Raw genomic sequence first — 19,139 nt, 5'->3', positions numbered from 1 at the left:
TACAGCAGTTTTCATCTTTGTGATAATTTGTGATAGGTCTCCTTGAGAGTTAATTCAATTGAACCTAAATTTTCAAATAACTGAATTAATTCATGGGATTTTGTTTTTTGCTCTGATAAAATGACTTTTAGTGGGGCTAAAAATTCAACGTCCGAATCATCTTTAAGGGCAATTTCCGCAGTTTGTAAAAGTTTGGTAGAATTAAGGAAAATATCTTCATTTTCAAAGCCATATTTTGCCGAAATTTGATGTAAGTTAGTATCAGGTATAATGGCTCTGCCTGGTAAAGTTTCATCTAATACTAAACCTTTTAATAAAGCTAATAAACCTGCATAAATAGCAAAATTATCACAACTATCACAGGCTTTAAATTCTATCCGTCCCACTTCTGAAGGAATGCGGGCAATTTTTGTTAATGAGGGAACACTTTTGATTATTTCTTCTGCTGTTTCCACAAAAACTAATGCTGCTGATCTTTTTCCAGTTCTGATAAATGTCCTCACTGATAAACCTGTCCATAAATCACCATCATAAAAAGGGGAACTATAACTAAAAGGAATGATATAAGGACTGTAATAGGTCAACTTTTTACCAATATCAATTAACTTTTCAGTAGACAAATTTTCCCAGGAAATATTCAAATCTGGTCCATAAGAAACCATGTAAATATGAGCAGTTTGTTCATCTGGATAAGCTTGTAATTGTCTAATTTCAAAATCATTTAATGGAGGTTCTGGCTGAAATACGCAAGTATAGGGGTTAAAACTGGCTAGAACTGGCGAAAAACCAAAATTAGCAGCAACTTCACAGAGTAAATTAAAACTGGCTGTTAATTCATCAATTGCGCCTTGAATAGTAGAATGGATAGTGGTTCTAATTTCAATCCCTTTAGCTAAACAGTCAATTACTTCTTCAGACTCGCTAAATCTTTCAAATCCTTCAATATACCAACGCTTTTTCTTAATTCCAGCATCACCAACTCTTAATTGTGGGTAGTCAGTGGCATAAATGGGTAATCTATCAATAATTTGCTGAAAATCGGCAAATTTTGTATTATGGAAATCGGCGAATTTTCCTTGATGATTAAGAAAAGCCACTTCATGTTCAATACCAAAAGAAAACATACTTTACACCTGATTTATTATAAATATAACCAATTATACCCATAATTTATGCCGTTGCGAATAATATGAAAGCAGGACTAGAACTTTAAATCCCTGATTTCTCAAAGAAATCAAGGACATGAGTAATTATTGTCTATTTCAAGATAGCTGAATATTGACTAAGAAAATTTTGAGGCGTGAGTTATGATGATCAGTGTTGCTCAAACTCCTTACAGTAGTGAACAAATTATTGCTTGGTTGCGTGGATTACTGACAATTGCTTGGGCAGATGGTAATTTTGATGCTCAAGAACAGGAATTAATTACTAATCTGACCAAAAATGAATTAACCCCTACGGTGGAATGGGATAGCCTAGAAATAATTGGAGTTGATGAATTAGCGGCTATATTGGGTAAAGGTACACCCATAGCGGAAAATTTTTTGCGGACAGCGGTAATGGTAGCGATCGCTGATGGTATATACTCTCCTAGTGAAGATGATCTACTTCAGCAATTATGTCAAAAATTAGAACTGCAAGAAAATTTACTCACAGCCTTACGTCATACCCTAGAGGATAGCACACAAACCCAAGATTCCCCACCGGCTGGACTTCAACCCCCCCCAACATCTGATGTTTTAAATCCCTTGCGTCAATGGTTAGACGGGTTAGATATTCAAGATCCCAGAGTAGCGCGGTTTTTGTGTAAAATGATTCCTTCCCAATGTCCCTTTGAAAGAGATGTAACTTTATTTGGCCGGAAAATAGTTCATATTCCCCCACTTTGTAAAATTAACCCCCTTTATGAACAAATGGTAGGTTTACGCTTCCGCGCTCTTTCATACTTAGCAGATGACTGTGGTGAGGATATTACACCTTATATTTAAAGTTAATAGCATTTCCCATCCTCATAGGTACAAAATAGGTACAAAAATAGAGAAGTTCACCGCAGATAAAAGCAGATAATTTTGTACCTCAGTGGACTAGAAAATGGTATATTACCGAATTACCGAAAAATATATTGGTAATTTTTCAAAAAGAAAATGACAACTGACAACTGACTAATTATGCAATTTATAGACCAATCAGTAATTGAAGTAGAAGCAGGTAAAGGAGGTGATGGTATTGTCGCTTTCCGCAGAGAAAAATATGTACCCGCAGGGGGTCCTTCTGGAGGAAATGGGGGCAAAGGTGGTTCAGTAATTTTTGTGGCTGATACCAACCTCCAAACCTTACTAGATTTTCGATATAAACATCTGTTTAAAGCCGAGGACGGAGAACGCGGTGGTCCAAATAATTGCACTGGAGCAGGGGGGAAAGATCTAATTATCGAAGTTCCCTGTGGTACTGCTGTTTATGATGCGGTAACAAGTGTTTTACTATGCGATATAGTTGAACCTGGACAAGTTTTTCGAGTTGCAGAAGGTGGAAAAGGTGGACTGGGAAATCAACATTTTTTAAGTAACCGTAACCGCGTTCCCGAATATGCACTTCCTGGTTTAGAAGGTGAAAAAAAGGTATTACGTTTAGAGTTGAAACTGTTAGCAGAAGTGGGAATTATTGGTTTACCAAATGCTGGTAAATCTACATTAATTTCTTCTTTATCGGCTGCGCGTCCCAAAATAGCCGATTATCCATTTACTACTTTAATTCCTAATTTGGGTGTAGTCAAAAAACCCACGGGTGATGGTACGGTTTTCGCCGATATTCCTGGTTTAATTGCGGGTGCTTCCCATGGAGCGGGTTTAGGTCATGATTTCCTACGTCACATTGAACGGACAAGGGTTTTATTACACTTAATTGACGCGACAAGTGAAGATGTCATTGCTGATTATCATACCATTCAAGAAGAACTTAAAGCCTATGGACGAGGTTTAGCTAAACGTCCGCAGATTTTAGCTTTGAATAAAATAGATGCTGTTGATAGGGAAACCGTTGATTTGCAAGCTTTAGCTACACAATTAAATCATCTGGCCTTAGCCCCAGTTTTCATAATTTCGGCGGTAACTCGCACTGGTTTAGATCCTATGATGCAGGAAATTTGGCGGATTTTAGATGAGATTAATGTGTTGGCAGCCCAGGAAGTTGCGGTTTAATTGGTGGCTTGATTTTGTTAAGTAAAGTCACAAATATTGTGTTAACTGACTCAAAATGTAGGAATTAGTTTTACACTAATTCGGGTATCTAGTTTGAGAGTTCCAGAAATACTGGAACTTCTCGGCGTTTAGTGAATAAAATTATCATTTTTACTAAAACTAACATCCAAACAACTCCTAGAAATTGCTAAAATAGGAGTAGAAAAAGCCATCGAAACAGATGAAACCACAGTTACAGATTGGATAAACGAACAACTTGCAGCCTTGGGAGTTGAAATATCATGACTATTGCACAAGAAACACTCTACTATTCACCCGCAGAATATCTAGAACTAGAAGTAAATTCAGATATACGACATGAATATATTAATGGATTAATTATACATAAGACAGGTGGAACACCAGATCACAACCAACTTGCTGGCAATTTTTATGCCATACTAAATTTTGCTCTTAAACGTCAACCCTATCAAGTTTTTGTTACAGACCAACGGCTTTAGCTGCTATTGCTTGTCAAATTTTGCTGGAAGATATCTATGATCAAGTAGATTTTGAGGTGAAAGAATGAATTTATTACAGAATTTGGACAGGCAAGATGCCCGTCCCACAAGAGTTTTATTTAGACTTTAATAAACCAGCGTTTCTGATACATCAAAACAGCAACACTATACCAAAATAACAGGGTAACAAGTGCAAATAAAAATGAACCGTTGAAATTTCCCGCCCAAGATGCAAAAATATTTTGATAAATCCAATTATAGATACTAATGGCATTTTCACCTGTACCAATTTGGGTTTTCACTGTAATTTTAATTAGAATTACCGAAGCCACAAAAAGAGCGATCGCATTTAGTCCCATAATTTCCAAAGGTTTACTCCAGCGTTTAATTAATCTCACTTCTATCAACTCATAACAAGCTGCTAATAACATTAATGCCCAACCAGTGGTAAATAAAACATAGGAACTCGTCCAAATTTTCTTATTAATGGGAAATGCCACATCCCAAATAATTGCAATTACTAAACAACACAAACCAAATAATACTAAATCCATGCTAGTTTGGGAATTAGCCTGTTTTTTATCTTTGAGCCATTGTCCAGTAAAATACCCAGCTAAAACGCTAACTATGGCTGGAATAGTGCTAAAAAGTCCTTCAGGATCTCCCATAAAATTAAATCCATCACCTTTATATAAATGTGCTTTGGGAATAATTAATCTATCAATAAACGCACCAAAATTACCTTCCCTCGTCAGCACTCCTGCACCATAATTAGGAACAGGAATATACATCATTATCAGCCAATAACCAATTAGTAATCCTCCTGCTACTAGCCATTGATTTTTCTGAGGTAATTTTAAAACTATCAAAGATGCAAATAGATAAGTTAAAGCAATTCGTTGTAATATCCCCATCAAGCGTATACTACTTAAATCAAATGTCCAAATACCTTGATTCCAAAAACCATTTAACAGTAAACCCAAAATAAATAAAATAGCAGCCCGACGGAGAATGTGTAAGTAAACTGCTTTGTTAGGTTTGTTCTCTGCTGTATATTTTGACAGAGAAAAAGTCATTGCTACACCAACAATGAATAAAAAGAAAGGAAATATTAAATCGGTGGGTGTACAACCGTGCCATTGTGCATGACTCAGGGAACGATAAACATCATCAGCGACTCCTGCCATATTAGCAAGAATCATCGCTGCAATGGTAATACCACGAAACACATCAAGTGAACTCAGACGCATAGACAGAATATCTTATTAGGTGACAGGTGCTACGCCACGGGGATAGGTGACAGGGAACAGCTTTTTAAGTAGGGTGTGTTAGCGACTAGTAACGCACCATTTTAAATCATTGACATCATCAAAAAATCCCCCTCCTCATCCTGTACATCCTTTCATCAGTTGACAGGGAACAGCCAACAAAATGCAAAAAAAACCGCGAAAAATTTTATTTTCAGGTGTTGACAAAGGATTTGAAATATGTTATCCTTATCTTGATAAGGAAGAACTATCTTAAATTATTTATAGTAGGGTGTGTTAGCGACAGCGTAACGCACCATTTTAAATCATTGACATCATCAAAAAATCCTCATCTTCATCCTGTACATCCTTTCATCAGTTGACAGGGAACAGCCAACAAAATGCAAAAAAAACCGCGAAAAATTTTATTTTTAGGTATTGACAAAGGATTTAAAAAATGTTATCCTTATCTTGATAAGGAAGAACTATCTTGCATTTATTTAGCTTGTGGTTGCTAGTTAACCTAGGCTACAGTAATCATAACACCTTCACTTTCATTGCCTAATCTATCCACAGCGCAGACAGCATAAGTACCGGGTGTAACCGTCGCAAAGGTAGTACCAGCGGATAAAATGCGTTTAATTGTCCAATTCGGACCAATTTGAACATACAGAGTCCAAGCACGCACAGGCCGATTATCTCCTGGTTGCCAGTTTAATTTACCATCAACAAACTTGAGATTTTTAGGCGGTATCGGTGTTGCAGAACCTTTCCATGACATACTAGGAACGAGGGCAGGTGTGGGATAATAGGTTTTAAACTCATCACTGATGCCTTGACGATTTTCCTGAATGCCAGTCATACTAAAAAAGATATTACCCAAAGACAAATTAGCCGCTAAATTCCGAGAAATCTGAATTTGCTTGGCAATTTCGCTGTTTTTCCAGGCTTTACCATCCAATTGTCCTAGATTGTTACCGGCATAAACATGACGCTGGCTACTATTAATTTTAGTCCACCATTGCAGCAGTGCCTCGTAGCTTTGTTTTGTTTGGTCAGTACGCCAGTAGAGTTGAGGCGCAATATAATCTATCCAACCTTGCTGTAACCATTTTTTAGAATCAGCATAAAGGACATTATAGGCATCTAAACCAACAATCCCCGCAGGTTCTCCAGAACGATAGATACCAAAAGGACTAATACCAAATTTCACATCAGGTTTGGTGGCTTTAATTCCCTGAGAAAGTCGCAATACCATTTGATTAACGTTTTCTCGTCGCCAATCTTCTAAACTGAGTTTACCACCTTTAGCTTGATAAGCTGCGTAGGTTTTATGATCGGGAAAAGGTTTACCAGATATGGGATAGGGGTAAAAATAATCATCTAGATGAATAGCATCTACATCATAACGCCGGACAACATCAATAATCACATTGTAGGCCCTGTCTTGAACAATTTTTGCCCCTGGGTCCATCCATAGTTGAGTACCCCATTGATAAACAACTTCTGGGTTAGTCACCGCAATGTGGGGACGGACAGGAGAAACTTGACTATTGGCTCTAGCGCGATAAGGATTGAACCAAGCGTGTAATTCAATATTGCGTAAATGACATTGAGCGATCGCAAATTCCAAAGGATCGTAAAATGGTGTTGGTGCTTTTCCCTGAGTTCCTGTAATCCAAGCACTCCAAGGTTCTAATTCAGAAGCATATAAAGCATCACCTTCTGGTCGTACCTGCAAAACTAAAGCATTAAAATTCAAAGATTGCAACTGTTTAATAATCGCTAATAACTCTGCTTTTTGCTCTTCAACAGTCAGTCCCGGTTTAGAAGGCCAGTCACTATTCCACACAGACGCTACCCAAGCACCTCGGAACTCACGCCGATGACTTACCTTGACAGTCTTAGTATTAGAGACTGGAGATAAAGGTGGAGATGGAGATAAAGCCCCAGGCACAACAATATAAGCAGAAGGAATTTTTTCCGCCTTGCCCAAATATACTAACCCTTGATAAACTACCGCCGCTACATCCGCGCGAGTAGCCGCTGTTTTATAATTAAGGATTTTGACATTGGGATAATTTACTACCCAACCAACGCGAGTCGCTACAGCTATCTGATTAATTCCATAGTAGGGAATTAAAGACCCATCTTGATAAATTTCCGCTAGTTTACTCACTAGGTCTAAACCAACTTGAGCAGCAATTCCCAAGCCATTGACCATGGCTACTAAAACATCACCTTTAAAAATATTTTCATCTATGCCAAACCGCTTATTTGGATACCCTGTCAAGAATCCACTTTCATAAACTTTTTTAATCGCCTTTATCCCCCAATGGGTATCAGGAACATCAACAAAACCCGCATATTCACGTTTCACTGCTGGGGAAAAAACAGCAGCGATGATAGCCGCAAACTCAGCCCGAGTCACAGGGTTATTAGGGCGGAAAGTTCCATCAGGATACCCTTTGAGAATCCCCCTTGCGGCTAAGGCCTCAATGAATACCCTCGACCAATGACTTTGAATATCGGAAAATGTTATAGGAGTAGATACCATATTTCTGCAGATAGTTACATCCTTTATTAATGTAGCAATATTTAAGCCATAGCTACTAAATTTTTAATCCAGTCAGATATATAAGTTTTTTAAATATCCCTTTAGGAAAAAAATCGCCTCCCTATGTTTATTGAGAATATAGCTGGTTGATTCTCAAGATTATTGAGAATATGGTCAATAAGCTAACGAGTTTACTAGGGTATTGACATCTCCATATTTTGTGGTAATATCATAGTGTATCATCTGAAAGTTTTTATATCTAAAATATATACTGAGAATAATCATTACTAAGTTATAGGCTCAAAATCCAGACAATAAATTCTGTGTTAGGTAAAAGCCAACCATTGAGAATATAAAGTTTTATTTTGTTAACCTGATTAAGTATAATACATGGTAAACTAATCATAATTTGGCAAATATTACCAAATAAGATAAATAACATAACTTATTAGTAATTCAGAGGTAACCAGGAAATCTGCAATCTGAGGATTATGTAAATGCTGCTATATCTAAGAATTGAAAACTTTGCCTTAATTGATCATTTAGAATTAGATTTTGGGGCAGGTTTGAATGTATTAACAGGGGAAACCGGGGCAGGAAAATCAATTATACTAGATGCCATTGATGCAGTTTTGGGTGGTAAAGTCTCTAGTCGAGTCATTCGCACTGGTACAAATCGAACAATGGTAGAAGCAACTTTTAGCGTCACCCCACCCCTAGCTGCTTGGTTAAGTGAACAAGAAATTGATTTAATAGATGATAATGCTGTGATCATCAGTCGAGAAATTGCCACCACCACTAGTAATATTCGCAGTAGATCACGGGTGAATGGAGTCCTGGTAAATCGTCAATTAATGGGAGGATTGCGAGATCATTTAGTAGAAATAACAGCACAAGGACAAACTGTAAAAGTAGGACAATCGGCTCAAGTTCGAGATTGGTTAGATTTATATGGTGGTGATTTATTGTTACAAAAACGCCAAAACGTCACCGCAGCTTTTAGTATATATCAACAAGCACGTCAAGCACTAGAAAAACGCCGAACATCAGAACGGGAAAGGCTACAACAATTGGATCTACTCACATATCAAGTACAAGAATTAGGTGCAGCTAATCTTGATGATCCCCAGGAAATGGAAATATTAAATCAAGAACGAGACCGTCTGAATCATGTTGTTGATTTACAACAAATGAGTTACAAAGTATATCAGGCTTTGTATCAAGATGATCAGGAAACTCCCACGGCCGCTGATTTATTAGCCGATGGAGAGATGATATTAACTCAAATGATAGAGTATGATTCTCAACTACAATCTTTATTAGAATTGGTGCGGGATGCAGTCGCAGCAGTCATGGAAGTGGGTAGACAAATTAATATTTATGGAGAAGGATTGGAAGCAGATCCCCAGCGGTTAGAAGAAGTAGAAGAACGAATACGGGAATTAAAACAAATTTGTCGTAAATATGGTCCAACTTTAACAGAAGCGATCGCTTATTATCAACGTATTCAAAATGAATTAGCTGAATTAAATAATAATGAACAATCTATAGAAACTTTAGAACAAGACGAACAATTATATTTACAACAACTCCATCATCTCAGTCAACAATTAAGTCAATTACGTCGTCAAACTGCGGCTGATTTAGAATCTCGGTTACTAGCTGAACTCAAGCCCCTAGCAATGGATAAGGTAAGATTTCAAGTCGAAATTGTCCCCACTACCCCCACGGCCGCAGGTGCAGATAAAATTACTTTTATGTTTAGTCCTAATCCTGGTGAACCTATTCAACCATTAACCGAAATTGCTTCGGGTGGAGAAATGAGCAGATTTTTATTAGCCTTAAAATCTTGTTTTCACCAAGGAAATGAAGTGGGAACTTTTATTTTTGATGAAATAGATGTGGGAGTTTCCGGTAGAGTTGCCCAAGCTATAGCAGAAAAATTGCATCAAATTAGTCAAGGACATCAAGTATTATGTGTAACCCATCAACCTTTAATTGCAGCTATGGCAGATCGTCATTTTCGCGTCGCTAAATTAGTGATTAATAAAGCCATAAATAGTCATGATCAACAGCGGACAGTTGTCAGAGTCACAACTTTGGATAATTTAACTACCCGTCGAGAAGAATTAGCACAATTAGCAGGTGGTAAATCCGCAAATGAAGCGATCGCTTTTGCAGAGTCTTTATTATTACAAGCTGCTAATCATCGGGAAAGGAGAACATAAAAAACCATACAAATCTAATGCCTTTTTTCACTTTATATGTTTGTTTTGATGCTCCCTTTGATTTTTTCTCTACGTAACTTACCCCGGTGACAGTTTGGGGTGCGGAATGTGGGATTTATGGGGGTAAAGACTTATAAGCAAGTTTGAGAGATTGAATCGCGTAAGGAGTTTATTTTAATGTACATTCCCGCATTTCCCCAGTGTCACAACTCATTATGTGACAGCTTAGGGCGAGGAAGGTAAAATCCATCAGACAATAAACTAGAAAATGTAGTAGTTGTTTAATTTGTCGGAATTTGAGAATTGTTAAGTTATGGGGATATCCTATTTATTTAGTAGGAACTTTAGAGCGATCGCCCGGTGAATCTTCAAAAATTGCACCTCTTTGTTTTAATTCACGCTTTGCATCCTCATAAATTCCTGGGTTGCTTCCAAAATGAGCATTTTCAACATTAGCAAACACTAAAGCAGTACCAGTTAAATCAGCACCGATTAAATTAGCAAATCTTAAATTAGCACCGATTAAATTAGCTTCGATTAAGTCAGCACCGCTTAAATTAGCACCGATTAAGTCAGCACCGCTTAAATTAGCTTCGATTAAGTCAGCACCGATTAAGTCAGCACCGCTTAAATTAGCTTCGATTAAGTCAGCACCGCTTAAATTAGCACGTCTTAAATTAGCACCGCTTAAATTAGCTTCGATTAAATTAGCACCGCTTAAATCAGCACGTGTTAAATCAGCACCGCTTAAATTAGCTTCGATTAAATTAGCACCGCTTAAATCAGCACGTGTTAAATCAGCACCGCTTAAATCAGCACGTTTTAAATTAGCACGTCTTAAATTAGCACTGCTTAAATTAGCACTGCTTAAATCAGCACCTATTAAATCTCGACCTAAAAATGACTGATTGACAATCTTCCAAACTGTCAGCCATTTGTCGTCAATTATAGAATCATTTAATATAGAATCATTTAAAGATGTACCTTTTAAATTAGCACCTCTTAAATTAGCACCACTCAAGTCTGCACAATCTAAGTCGGCATTTTCCAAATTGGCATTTTCTAAATTAGCATCTCTCAGATCAGCACAACTAAAGTTAATACCACTCAAATCAAGGCCGCTTAAGTCAACGTGACTTAAATCCGTATCACTTAGGTCTAATTCTTCCCCTTCAGATCTGCAAATGATTCTTGCCACTAAAATAATTTTATCTGGTTCTTCCTCTAGCTTTTTAATACCATCTGAAGAAACATTGAATGTTATTTTTATACTGCCTTTTTCTATGTTAGATATTGTTGCTTTTTCATCAGATGAAAGTATTCTCAGGGCTTTTACCAAATTATTTTGTTTTTTACGATTTTTTAAAAAGCTATTTATATCTCCTGGAATTGTAATACTAAATATACCATTAATAGTATTAGATGTAATATAAGTTTGAACTGTATTTACTTCTACTACTGCTGTTAATGCTCCAGTACCTTCAGTGCTAGGATTATTACTTATTGGTCTATTCATACTAGGAAAAGTCCTGGAATTTTTATCTTGCTCGGACTCTAGTTCAGCAATATCTTGCCAATTCAAGTTTAACTCATTACACAGAGAAATAAATAGTTCTTTACTAATACGTTTTCCTGTCAAAAATTTGCTTACAGTCTGTCGAGAACAGCTAATTTGATTCCTTTCATCCCTATTACTATTTTCAATAGGAAAACTAGCTAGGCAATCCTGCGTTTTACCGTATTTCTTAAACGCTAGTTTCAGTTTTTTAACTCCTGCTGCTGATGCTTGAAAAGATCGCTCACCCATTACTCACCCCAACTTTTACATAAGTTTGACATTATCCAACCTAGACACAAGTTTTACATAAAGTTATACATAAAACAGACCACAATCAATAAAATCCAGTGGTTAATGGATATATCAAGGCAAATTCACCAAAACCACTAGACTATGACTGATCAGCATAACATTCAACCTGCTCCTGAGTCCAACCCCTACTTAGCAAAGATTCTTGACGAGAGACTACGCCAAGCCCGCCGTAGCTTTGATTTTGCTTTAATTGCCACTTCTTTATCTTTTGGTATCAGCCTTATTGGCGCTGGATATTTGATTAACAATAAAGCATCAGAAGGTGCTGTAACAACAGCTGTGGGACTGGTGACTAGTGTGCGCTATATGCAGATTGCTAAAGACGCAAACAACCGCCTGGACAAAATTGTAGATGATTTGGATGATGATTTGGATACAGAGTAGGTTTTGATAAATGATGGTTAGGCGATCGCTAATATCTTGGCTGAATTGCTTACAGTAGAGCGATCGCACCCCATCAACTCCCAATTTTCTTAGGGGAAAAGGACAAGCCTATAAAAATACGGTATTAACGGAAACTCCAAAAAAATAGATAATATTACTTATGAGAATATAACTAACTAGAATCACTCTTTCAAGTTGTGTGACAGTTTGGGGTGCGGAATGTGGGCTAAATAGGTTTACATTATTAATTTCCTTAACTGAGGAACTAAAGCCTGGAAAGCATTTCCCCGATGACTAATTGACTTTTTCAAATCTGTTGTCATTTGGGCAAAAGTCAATTGTTTTTCTGGGACATAAAAAACCGGATCATAACCGAAACCGCTATCTCCACAAGGTGCAAATAAAATTTCACCTTGACAAATACCCTCAGATTGAATTACTATTTCTCCCTGGGGATTGGCTACTGCGATCGCACACACAAACTTAGCTTGACGATTTTTTTCATCACCTAATTCTCTTAATAATCTACCAATCCGTTCTGTATCATTATTTCCATAACGAGCAGAATACACTCCCGGCGCACCATTCAGGGCATTTACCGCCAAACCTGAATCATCGGCTATGGCCCAATTACCTGTGAATTTAGCAGTTTCGGAGGCTTTGAGACAAGCATTTTCGGCAAAGGTCTCCCCTGTTTCTTCCACATCCAAATTTTCCGGTTTTATAGTTAATTCCCAACTAGAATCAGCTAAATAAGCTTGCATTTCCCGTAATTTACCGGGATTTCCTGTCGCTACTACAAGTAATTTAGTCATTAGTCCATTGTCCATTGTCCATTATCCATTGTCAGGAAAAAGGCAAAAGGTAGAGATTTTACCCACTACCCATTACCCATTACCCATTACCCATTACCCATTACCCACTACCCATTCCCCATTAATTTGATTCAGCCCAAGTTTTTGCCCAATTTAGAGTTTGCTGAACTTGTTCTATTGTTGCTGCTTCACAATAAAGCCGTAAAACTGGTTCAGTACCGCTAAATCTAATCATTAGCCAACTATTGTCAGCCAGACGGAATTTATAACCATCAATGGTTTGACAACTTATTACCGCCTTACCCGCAATTTCTGTTAAAGGTTGAGATTGTAACTGTTGTAATAGCCGCCCTCTCACTTCCATATTCGCTAGAGGTAAATCAATGCGATCATAGACCGATGAAAAATCAGTTTGTTGTTGTAAATAACGATAATATTCGCCTAGATCTAACCCTGATTCTACCACAGCCTCCAATACATACAGCGCCGATAATAAAGCATCACGTTCGGGAATGTGGCTACCATAACCAATCCCACCAGATTCTTCACCACCTAGCAATACCTGTGTAGTTAACATTCTGTCAGCAATGTATTTATAACCTACAGGGGTTTCATAGATAGAAAGGTTATGTAAGGCGGCTACACGAGGCATTAAGTCCGACCCACTGACAGTTTTGACTATTTCCCCCTGAAAGTTGCGCCGCCGGGTCAGGTGGTCAATTAAGATGGGGATTAAAATTTGAGAACTGAGGAAATTAGCATCTTGATCTACCGCTGCAATGCGATCGCAATCGCCATCAAATATCAAACCTACTGTTAAACCAGCTTTATTGCTTTGGCGATGGTTTTTGATGACTGTAAATAGTCGTGACAGGTATTTTGGTAAAGGTTCCGGCGCACCACCTTCAAATAAAGGGTCACGGTCGCTATTTATTTCTTGAACCTGTGACCCTAATAGTCGCGCTAGTCCCCCAGCCGCAGCCCCGTGCATGACATCCACGAATATTGTTAATTTACCAGCAGCAATAACTTGTTTAATCTTGTCAATATCAACTTTACCCGCTAATGCCTGACAATAACTAGGCCAAGGATCAAAACTATGTTCCTGACCTGGAATCGCTACTGGTGGCACTTTTTCTGATAATAAAGCTTCTATCTCTTGTGTAACTTCCGGAGGGACTGAACCACCAAAGGCACTTTTAACTTTTAATCCTAAATATCTACCCGGATTATGACTCGCTGTCACAACTAGCGCCCCTAAAGCCTTGAGTTCTTTAGCCGCCCAGCTATAAGCCGGAGTTGGTGCAGAAGTTTCGCTAAACAGGACATCAAAGCCCACTGCCGTGACAGCATTGGCCACCACACGAGCAAAATCTTCCGCCATAAATCGGCGATCATAACCGACAATAATTGTCCGGCTACCTACCTCGGAAAAGTAAGTATTATGTAAAACCTTGGCGGCTACAGTTGCTACTAACGCCAGGCGTTCAAAGGTAAACTCCTCACCTATCACACCGCGCCAGCCATCTGTGCCAAACTTGATTGGGTTAGTTACAACTGGCATGAAAATATCCTCAATTTCTAATTGAGGATTTTAGCATTTATGCAGGTAATTGGTAATGGGTAATTGGTAATGGGTAATGGGTAAAAATCCTTGAGGTGGTAAAATACTTCCATATCTTTATCTTTGAGAATGATTTACCATGACTACTGAAACTACCACAGGTGCTGATGCTATTGACCAAGCGATCGCTAAAGGAATTGATTTTGATGGTTCTCCTATTCCTCCCGCTAAGTTAGAATTGTATGCACAAGTTATGGCTTTAGAAGCCAATAGACAGCGTAGTGGTGTATCCAACACCATGCGTTCTCGCATTGTCCGTATTGGTGCTAAACATATTCCCCAAACTGAACTAGACCAAAAGCTAATTGATGCCGGTTTCGCGCCGCTAAAAGAAAAGGAAATTGCCTTTTTCTACAGCGGTAAATAATCAGTCACTTTAAAAAACAATATGGACGGTATTGGACTCGAACCAACGACCCCATCGATGTCAACGATGTACTCTAACCACCTGAGCTAACCGTCCTTAACCACACAGATTAATAATATATCATCTAAAATATCATCTGTCAACCGCTAAAACCAAAACTTTATTTTAGATATATTTTAGATATATTATTTTACATATATCTAGTTAACTGCACCCGATAACGATCCTTTTTTGTCACCGCAATTTCTCCAACTTCTAACCGACCTTTTCCCCGAATAGCAATTAAATCCCCCGTTTTGACTTGGGAACTGGCTTGAGTCACTTCCTTCCAATTAACGCGCACATCATTGGAGTCTATTAAATCTACCATTTTACTGCGGGACATCCCAAACCCAGCGGAAGCCACCGCATCTAACCGCAAAGAAGCTTCCACAGTCGTTAATTCTTTTTTCTTAGGTTCGCGGATTTTTAACTCGCTAATATCAATGCGTTGAGTTTTCACCGGTACAGACCGCACCTGTTTTAAACTCATCTCTAAAAATTCTCCCAATTCCGGGACAACAATCACCTGCGCCCCTCTTTCCCCCAAAACAATCACATCTCCCGTTTTTTCCCGGACAATTCCCGTTCCCAACATCGCACCTAAAAAATCTCGGTGATTCGCTGTATCAAATAAGAAATTACCAGCAATTTCCAAGGCCATGATAGCAACTTGAGACTGATCTAATGGTAACTCAGCGCGGGCGATCGCTATTCTTTGTCTTTCCGCTTGGGGATATCCACCCCAAGTCACTAAATGCACCTCTGTTAATCGGCTAAATACCCGCTTAATTTCCGCTAACTCTGGCGGAGACAAAAAATCTGTTAATACCACCTCCCAGGTCTTTATAGCCTGGTCTGCTTGATCAATTACACGGGCAATGGTATCGCGGTTTTCAACCCCTTTTAAAAGTTCTTCTCTAGGTAGCATAGAATTATAGCAGTTACAGGAGTTCGGAGTGCGAAGTTCACAAGTATTGTTATTAATTGTTATTCAGAATCCTGATTAATCCTTAAATCCTGGATATCCTGATTCAGACAACAATTACCAATTAATTAATTGATTAATTAATTATTTTCAGCATAACCTTGAATATTTTCCGGGTCAAACTGCCTTAAAATCCGAGTAGCTTGACGGGTCAAAGTTTCCGAACCTCGGACGACAATTAAATACTTACCCGCATCTAAGCGATGACGATAGGGTAAAGCATCACCACCACCCTCAAACAAACCAACACCACCCCCCACAAATACACTACCCATAGCTCCGCTACCAGCACCCAAAATTCCGCCAATTACATGATTACCGATTTCTCCAGCCCAAGCAAAGGTATCTAAACCAGTAATCAAACTGAAAGTAAAACCGGAAAAAAAGCCAAATGGGACTAACCAAATCGCCATTAATTTTACTTGTTTTTTTGCTTCTTCTTTGGGATCAATTAAACCAAACTCATCAGCACTTTTATAACCTCTACCAAGAATAGTCCCATTTATGCCTTCTTTTTCTAAAGCTAAATCGGCGGCTTCGGCTTGGATACGATCTGATAATACAGCAACAAGATAATTCATTAATCTTCAACTATTTTTTAAATTCCAGTTGACATCATCAGTATATTCACTAATCAGTATTTATCTGATTTTAGCAAGTCTAGAGGCTCACAAAAGTTATTTACACCTTGTTTAAGAACATAAATTAAAACCGGTGTGGCCAGACTTCTAGGAAAGGTCTGTATTGTCCTCAGATGTTCTATCATCTCTTGAATTGACCCATTTAGCAAGTCTTCTCGATATTCCTGTTCACAAATTACAGCCCGCCATTTTTTGGCTAAGGCATCTAACCATTCAGAATTAGTTTGTTCCGGTTGTTGTCCAGCCTTAATAGCCAGAGTCATTACCGCGTCTTCTAAATCTCCATCGCAGTCCTCTATCAAGTCTAATGCTTCCATTGCTTGAGAATCATCTACCATCAGAGAACGAAATTTTGCAATCTCTTGTGATGTAACTTTAGTCATGATCATGAGTTTTTGACCAAAAATCTGGGATACAAGCCCCGTCCACTTCGGCAAGCTCAGTGCATCGCTTTTAGGACGGCTTTATGTTAAAATTCGGTTATAGTCGCCATAAGGCATTGGGAGACTTTAAACGGACATGGAGGGACGATAAGACCACTTGTGGCGTGTTCCAGTGAAGTGTCAAGAATCATCGCACCTTCAGGTCGGTGAGTATGTCAATAGTTTAGCACTTGCAACATCATTGATCCTTGGTCATTTCTTGTAAGTTGGGTTTCTTGCCTCAACCCAACCTACTAATCTTACCTCTTATTTGAATCCTGACTACTCTAACTGTTTTAATCCTTTGGCTGTAACATACCTTTGTAATTCTGTCAAAGCTCGATTGTAGTCTAATATGGCTTTGACTCGATTTCCCTCGGACCGTGTCAGATCATTTAATGCGTTAATTACATCGGTTTGAGTACCTACACCTGCTTGGAATCTTAACCGCGCTAACCGTAAAGACTCTCTAGCTTGTTCTAAAGCTACATTAGCAGTTTGTACGTTCTCTAAACTTGAGGCTTGGGTGGAATAAGCTTGTTCTACTTGAAAGCGAATCTGGTTTTTTTGTTCAGAAAACTGAGTTTCAGCAATCGCAATACTGGTTTTAGCTTGGGCTGCTCTTGCGGTTCCTGCTCCCCCACCATATAAATTAATGCTGGCTTGTAGTCCTAATGAATAACCATCGCTCACACTAGTTCCGTCATCAAATTGATCTAATAAGTTATATCTCCCTACTAAACTCACCTGTGGACCAGAAGAAGCTAAAGCCTGTTTTATTTGTGCTTCGCCGATTTTTCGCTGTGCTAAAGTTTGTTGTAGTTCAGGACGGTTTTGATAGGCTAAAACGATGCTTCGTTCTAGTGGTTGCTGCCATAAACCTGCTAATTTTACTGGATCAGCCGCACTAATGCTCACTGATTGGGATAAATTCAACAATGGTGCTAATTTGCGGCGGGCAATTTGTTGTTGAGAGATGGAATTAGTTAATTCTTGTTGAGAATTGGCTAGGTTTACTTGCGATCGCAATACATCAAAACGAGTACCAACGCCAGCTTTTTCTAAGGCCATGGCATCTTTTAAACTAGCTTGAGCATTTTCTACCGCTGACTGGGTAATTCTCACGTTTTCATCGGCTTGTTGCAGATCATAATATGCCTTAGACACATTTAGGCGAATTTCCTCAGATTGTCTTTCGACATCCAACTCTTGTACACGTATCCTTTCTTCAGCTTCCTGAATAGCCCCATTGCGTCTACCGGAGGTATACAAATCATATTTTATCTGTGCTGTTCCGCTAAAATTTGTATTTGCTGGAGCATCACCTACTCGTGGGTTGTTTGTTCTAGCTTGGTCAAACTGTAGTGTTGTCCCAACGTTACGACTATTTGTTACATCTGCACTCAAATCTACACTAGGAAATAAAGCCGCTTGAGCTTCCCGCAGAACTGATTTACTGCGTTGTAATTGTAATAGGGACACTTGTAAATCATTGTTATTCCGTTTAGCCAGTTCCAAAGCCTCTGACAAACTAATTGGCCGAGTTGCCTGTATTTTTACTTCCTCCGCTTGTCTTGGAAATAACAGCGGATTCGGGTTAGGATTTAAGTCATTAGGAGTATTAGTAAAATCTACGGACTGACTAAGTTGGGATTTTACATTACTACCAGAAAAGGGTTTACTGGGTTCTGATGTAGTCGGGATAGTTGTTTGCGCTATCCAATCAGAAGTATTTTTAGGTAAACAGGTGTTAGAGGCAAGTAGTAAAGCTGCTTGACTCTTCTGCTGTGGGCATTTACTAGATTCTATTAATTCTGATACACTGGTATTACCGCTGGTAAATTGCTGCTCAGAATTGGGATTATTAACAGCCAGGAAATTATGATTTGATAGATCAGAAAAATTGACAAATCTACCATCATCTTTTTTAAGTATTTTTACCCCCTCATGACCAAGATTATTGTCAGCGGTAATTATTGGTAGACTGTAGTTAACAGCATGACTTATACTACCCTGACGGAAATAACTGCTAAATAATAATCCTGGGTGATTTGTAACTTGTGTGAATAAATTTCTACTATTGGTAGAAATCGAAACATTAGGATAAGACCCTGGCTGTACCTCACTCATGTTCACAAAATTAGCCCAAGCGGGCTGAGTTGTTAATACTGCTACTGTAAAACCGGGTAAGAAACTATGGAATAATTGCTGTCTTTTCACCGCGTCCCCTCACAGAAAAAAATATCAATTTAGCGGCAGA

At 38.5% G+C, this 19,139-nt stretch carries 15 protein-coding genes, 1 tRNA gene and 1 pseudogene; 6 read left to right on the top strand and 11 right to left on the bottom strand.

Features of this window, described 5'->3' with window-relative positions:
• Positions 1-11 precede the first annotated feature (11 nt).
• Positions 12-1,124, bottom strand: coding sequence for a glutamate--cysteine ligase (locus H6F39_RS02910; RefSeq protein WP_137908377.1), 1,113 nt, complete (start codon positions 1,122-1,124; stop codon positions 12-14).
• A 186-nt stretch (positions 1,125-1,310) separates the two neighbouring features.
• On the opposite strand from H6F39_RS02910, the gene H6F39_RS02905 reads away from it, so the two are divergent.
• The 3 genes and pseudogenes from H6F39_RS02905 to H6F39_RS02895 all read left to right on the top strand — a co-directional run.
• Entirely contained in the window at positions 1,311-1,988 is a 678-nt protein-coding gene (locus H6F39_RS02905; protein WP_137908387.1) for a Mo-dependent nitrogenase C-terminal domain-containing protein, read from the top strand.
• A gap of 180 nt (positions 1,989-2,168) precedes the next feature.
• Positions 2,169-3,197: a GTPase ObgE gene (gene obgE / locus H6F39_RS02900; protein ID WP_190372044.1), complete on the top strand. Its 1,029-nt coding sequence runs from the start codon at positions 2,169-2,171 to the stop codon at positions 3,195-3,197.
• Positions 3,198-3,478: 281 nt separating this feature from the next.
• Positions 3,479-3,694, top strand: a pseudogene (locus tag H6F39_RS02895) (Uma2 family endonuclease); the annotation flags it as partial.
• Between the two features lie 122 nt (positions 3,695-3,816).
• Here the strand turns inward: H6F39_RS02895 and H6F39_RS02890 are convergent.
• Together H6F39_RS02890 and H6F39_RS02885 are read right to left on the bottom strand one after the other, a co-directional pair.
• Positions 3,817-4,947, bottom strand: a complete 1,131-nt coding sequence (locus H6F39_RS02890) for an acyltransferase family protein (protein WP_190396184.1) — start codon at positions 4,945-4,947, stop codon at positions 3,817-3,819.
• Between the two features lie 520 nt (positions 4,948-5,467).
• Positions 5,468-7,501, bottom strand: a complete 2,034-nt coding sequence (locus H6F39_RS02885) for a family 10 glycosylhydrolase (protein WP_190396183.1) — start codon at positions 7,499-7,501, stop codon at positions 5,468-5,470.
• A gap of 497 nt (positions 7,502-7,998) precedes the next feature.
• Between H6F39_RS02885 and recN the strand changes: the two genes are divergently transcribed.
• Entirely contained in the window at positions 7,999-9,729 is a 1,731-nt protein-coding gene (gene recN, locus H6F39_RS02880; protein WP_190396182.1) for a DNA repair protein RecN, read from the top strand.
• A gap of 328 nt (positions 9,730-10,057) precedes the next feature.
• On the opposite strand, the gene H6F39_RS02875 is transcribed toward recN, so the two are convergent.
• Positions 10,058-11,536 (bottom strand): pentapeptide repeat-containing protein, encoded by a 1,479-nt coding sequence (locus tag H6F39_RS02875; RefSeq protein ID WP_190396181.1) that lies wholly within the window; start codon positions 11,534-11,536, stop codon positions 10,058-10,060.
• A gap of 144 nt (positions 11,537-11,680) precedes the next feature.
• Between H6F39_RS02875 and H6F39_RS02870 the strand changes: the two genes are divergently transcribed.
• On the top strand, positions 11,681-11,983 hold the full coding sequence (locus H6F39_RS02870) for a hypothetical protein (RefSeq protein WP_190396180.1): 303 nt from the start codon (positions 11,681-11,683) through the stop codon (positions 11,981-11,983).
• 236 nt (positions 11,984-12,219) lie between these two features.
• On the opposite strand, the gene rdgB is transcribed toward H6F39_RS02870, so the two are convergent.
• Together rdgB and H6F39_RS02860 are read right to left on the bottom strand one after the other, a co-directional pair.
• Complete coding sequence (gene rdgB, locus H6F39_RS02865; RefSeq protein ID WP_190396179.1) at positions 12,220-12,798, bottom strand: RdgB/HAM1 family non-canonical purine NTP pyrophosphatase; 579 nt, start codon at positions 12,796-12,798, stop codon at positions 12,220-12,222.
• Between the two features lie 121 nt (positions 12,799-12,919).
• Positions 12,920-14,362: a phosphoglucomutase/phosphomannomutase family protein gene (locus H6F39_RS02860; protein WP_190371186.1), complete on the bottom strand. Its 1,443-nt coding sequence runs from the start codon at positions 14,360-14,362 to the stop codon at positions 12,920-12,922.
• A 139-nt stretch (positions 14,363-14,501) separates the two neighbouring features.
• Here H6F39_RS02860 and H6F39_RS02855 point away from each other — a divergent pair, with 139 nt between their 5' ends.
• Positions 14,502-14,789, top strand: coding sequence for a DUF4090 family protein (locus H6F39_RS02855; protein WP_028090770.1), 288 nt, complete (start codon positions 14,502-14,504; stop codon positions 14,787-14,789).
• Between the two features lie 22 nt (positions 14,790-14,811).
• On the opposite strand, the gene H6F39_RS02850 is transcribed toward H6F39_RS02855, so the two are convergent.
• The 5 genes from H6F39_RS02850 to H6F39_RS02830 form a co-directional block, all read right to left on the bottom strand.
• A tRNA-Val gene (locus tag H6F39_RS02850) sits at positions 14,812-14,885 on the bottom strand.
• 94 nt (positions 14,886-14,979) lie between these two features.
• Positions 14,980-15,759: a photosystem II S4 domain protein gene (locus H6F39_RS02845; RefSeq protein ID WP_137906771.1), complete on the bottom strand. Its 780-nt coding sequence runs from the start codon at positions 15,757-15,759 to the stop codon at positions 14,980-14,982.
• Positions 15,760-15,896: 137 nt separating this feature from the next.
• On the bottom strand, positions 15,897-16,397 hold the full coding sequence (locus H6F39_RS02840) for a hypothetical protein (protein WP_190371185.1): 501 nt from the start codon (positions 16,395-16,397) through the stop codon (positions 15,897-15,899).
• A gap of 53 nt (positions 16,398-16,450) precedes the next feature.
• Positions 16,451-16,840: a hypothetical protein gene (locus tag H6F39_RS02835; RefSeq protein WP_137906769.1), complete on the bottom strand. Its 390-nt coding sequence runs from the start codon at positions 16,838-16,840 to the stop codon at positions 16,451-16,453.
• A gap of 321 nt (positions 16,841-17,161) precedes the next feature.
• On the bottom strand, positions 17,162-19,099 hold the full coding sequence (locus tag H6F39_RS02830) for a TolC family protein (RefSeq protein WP_190396178.1): 1,938 nt from the start codon (positions 19,097-19,099) through the stop codon (positions 17,162-17,164).
• Positions 19,100-19,139: the final 40 nt, after the last annotated feature.

The organism is Dolichospermum sp. FACHB-1250, from assembly GCF_014696335.1.
Taxonomy (GTDB): domain Bacteria; phylum Cyanobacteriota; class Cyanobacteriia; order Cyanobacteriales; family Nostocaceae; genus Dolichospermum; species Dolichospermum planctonicum.
Note: the sequence above shows the minus strand (reverse complement) of the source record. Positions and strands in the feature narration are given on the sequence as shown.

Coding starts and splice junctions, on each gene's coding strand:
- H6F39_RS02910 (WP_137908377.1), bottom strand. CDS start 1,124: ATGTTTTCTTTTGGTATTGAACATGAAGTGGCTTTTCTTAATCATCAA.
- H6F39_RS02905 (WP_137908387.1), top strand. CDS start 1,311: ATGATCAGTGTTGCTCAAACTCCTTACAGTAGTGAACAAATTATTGCT.
- obgE (WP_190372044.1), top strand. CDS start 2,169: ATGCAATTTATAGACCAATCAGTAATTGAAGTAGAAGCAGGTAAAGGA.
- H6F39_RS02890 (WP_190396184.1), bottom strand. CDS start 4,947: ATGCGTCTGAGTTCACTTGATGTGTTTCGTGGTATTACCATTGCAGCG.
- H6F39_RS02885 (WP_190396183.1), bottom strand. CDS start 7,501: ATGGTATCTACTCCTATAACATTTTCCGATATTCAAAGTCATTGGTCG.
- recN (WP_190396182.1), top strand. CDS start 7,999: ATGCTGCTATATCTAAGAATTGAAAACTTTGCCTTAATTGATCATTTA.
- H6F39_RS02875 (WP_190396181.1), bottom strand. CDS start 11,536: ATGGGTGAGCGATCTTTTCAAGCATCAGCAGCAGGAGTTAAAAAACTG.
- H6F39_RS02870 (WP_190396180.1), top strand. CDS start 11,681: ATGACTGATCAGCATAACATTCAACCTGCTCCTGAGTCCAACCCCTAC.
- rdgB (WP_190396179.1), bottom strand. CDS start 12,798: ATGACTAAATTACTTGTAGTAGCGACAGGAAATCCCGGTAAATTACGG.
- H6F39_RS02860 (WP_190371186.1), bottom strand. CDS start 14,362: ATGCCAGTTGTAACTAACCCAATCAAGTTTGGCACAGATGGCTGGCGC.
- H6F39_RS02855 (WP_028090770.1), top strand. CDS start 14,502: ATGACTACTGAAACTACCACAGGTGCTGATGCTATTGACCAAGCGATC.
- H6F39_RS02845 (WP_137906771.1), bottom strand. CDS start 15,759: ATGCTACCTAGAGAAGAACTTTTAAAAGGGGTTGAAAACCGCGATACC.
- H6F39_RS02840 (WP_190371185.1), bottom strand. CDS start 16,397: ATGAATTATCTTGTTGCTGTATTATCAGATCGTATCCAAGCCGAAGCC.
- H6F39_RS02835 (WP_137906769.1), bottom strand. CDS start 16,840: ATGACTAAAGTTACATCACAAGAGATTGCAAAATTTCGTTCTCTGATG.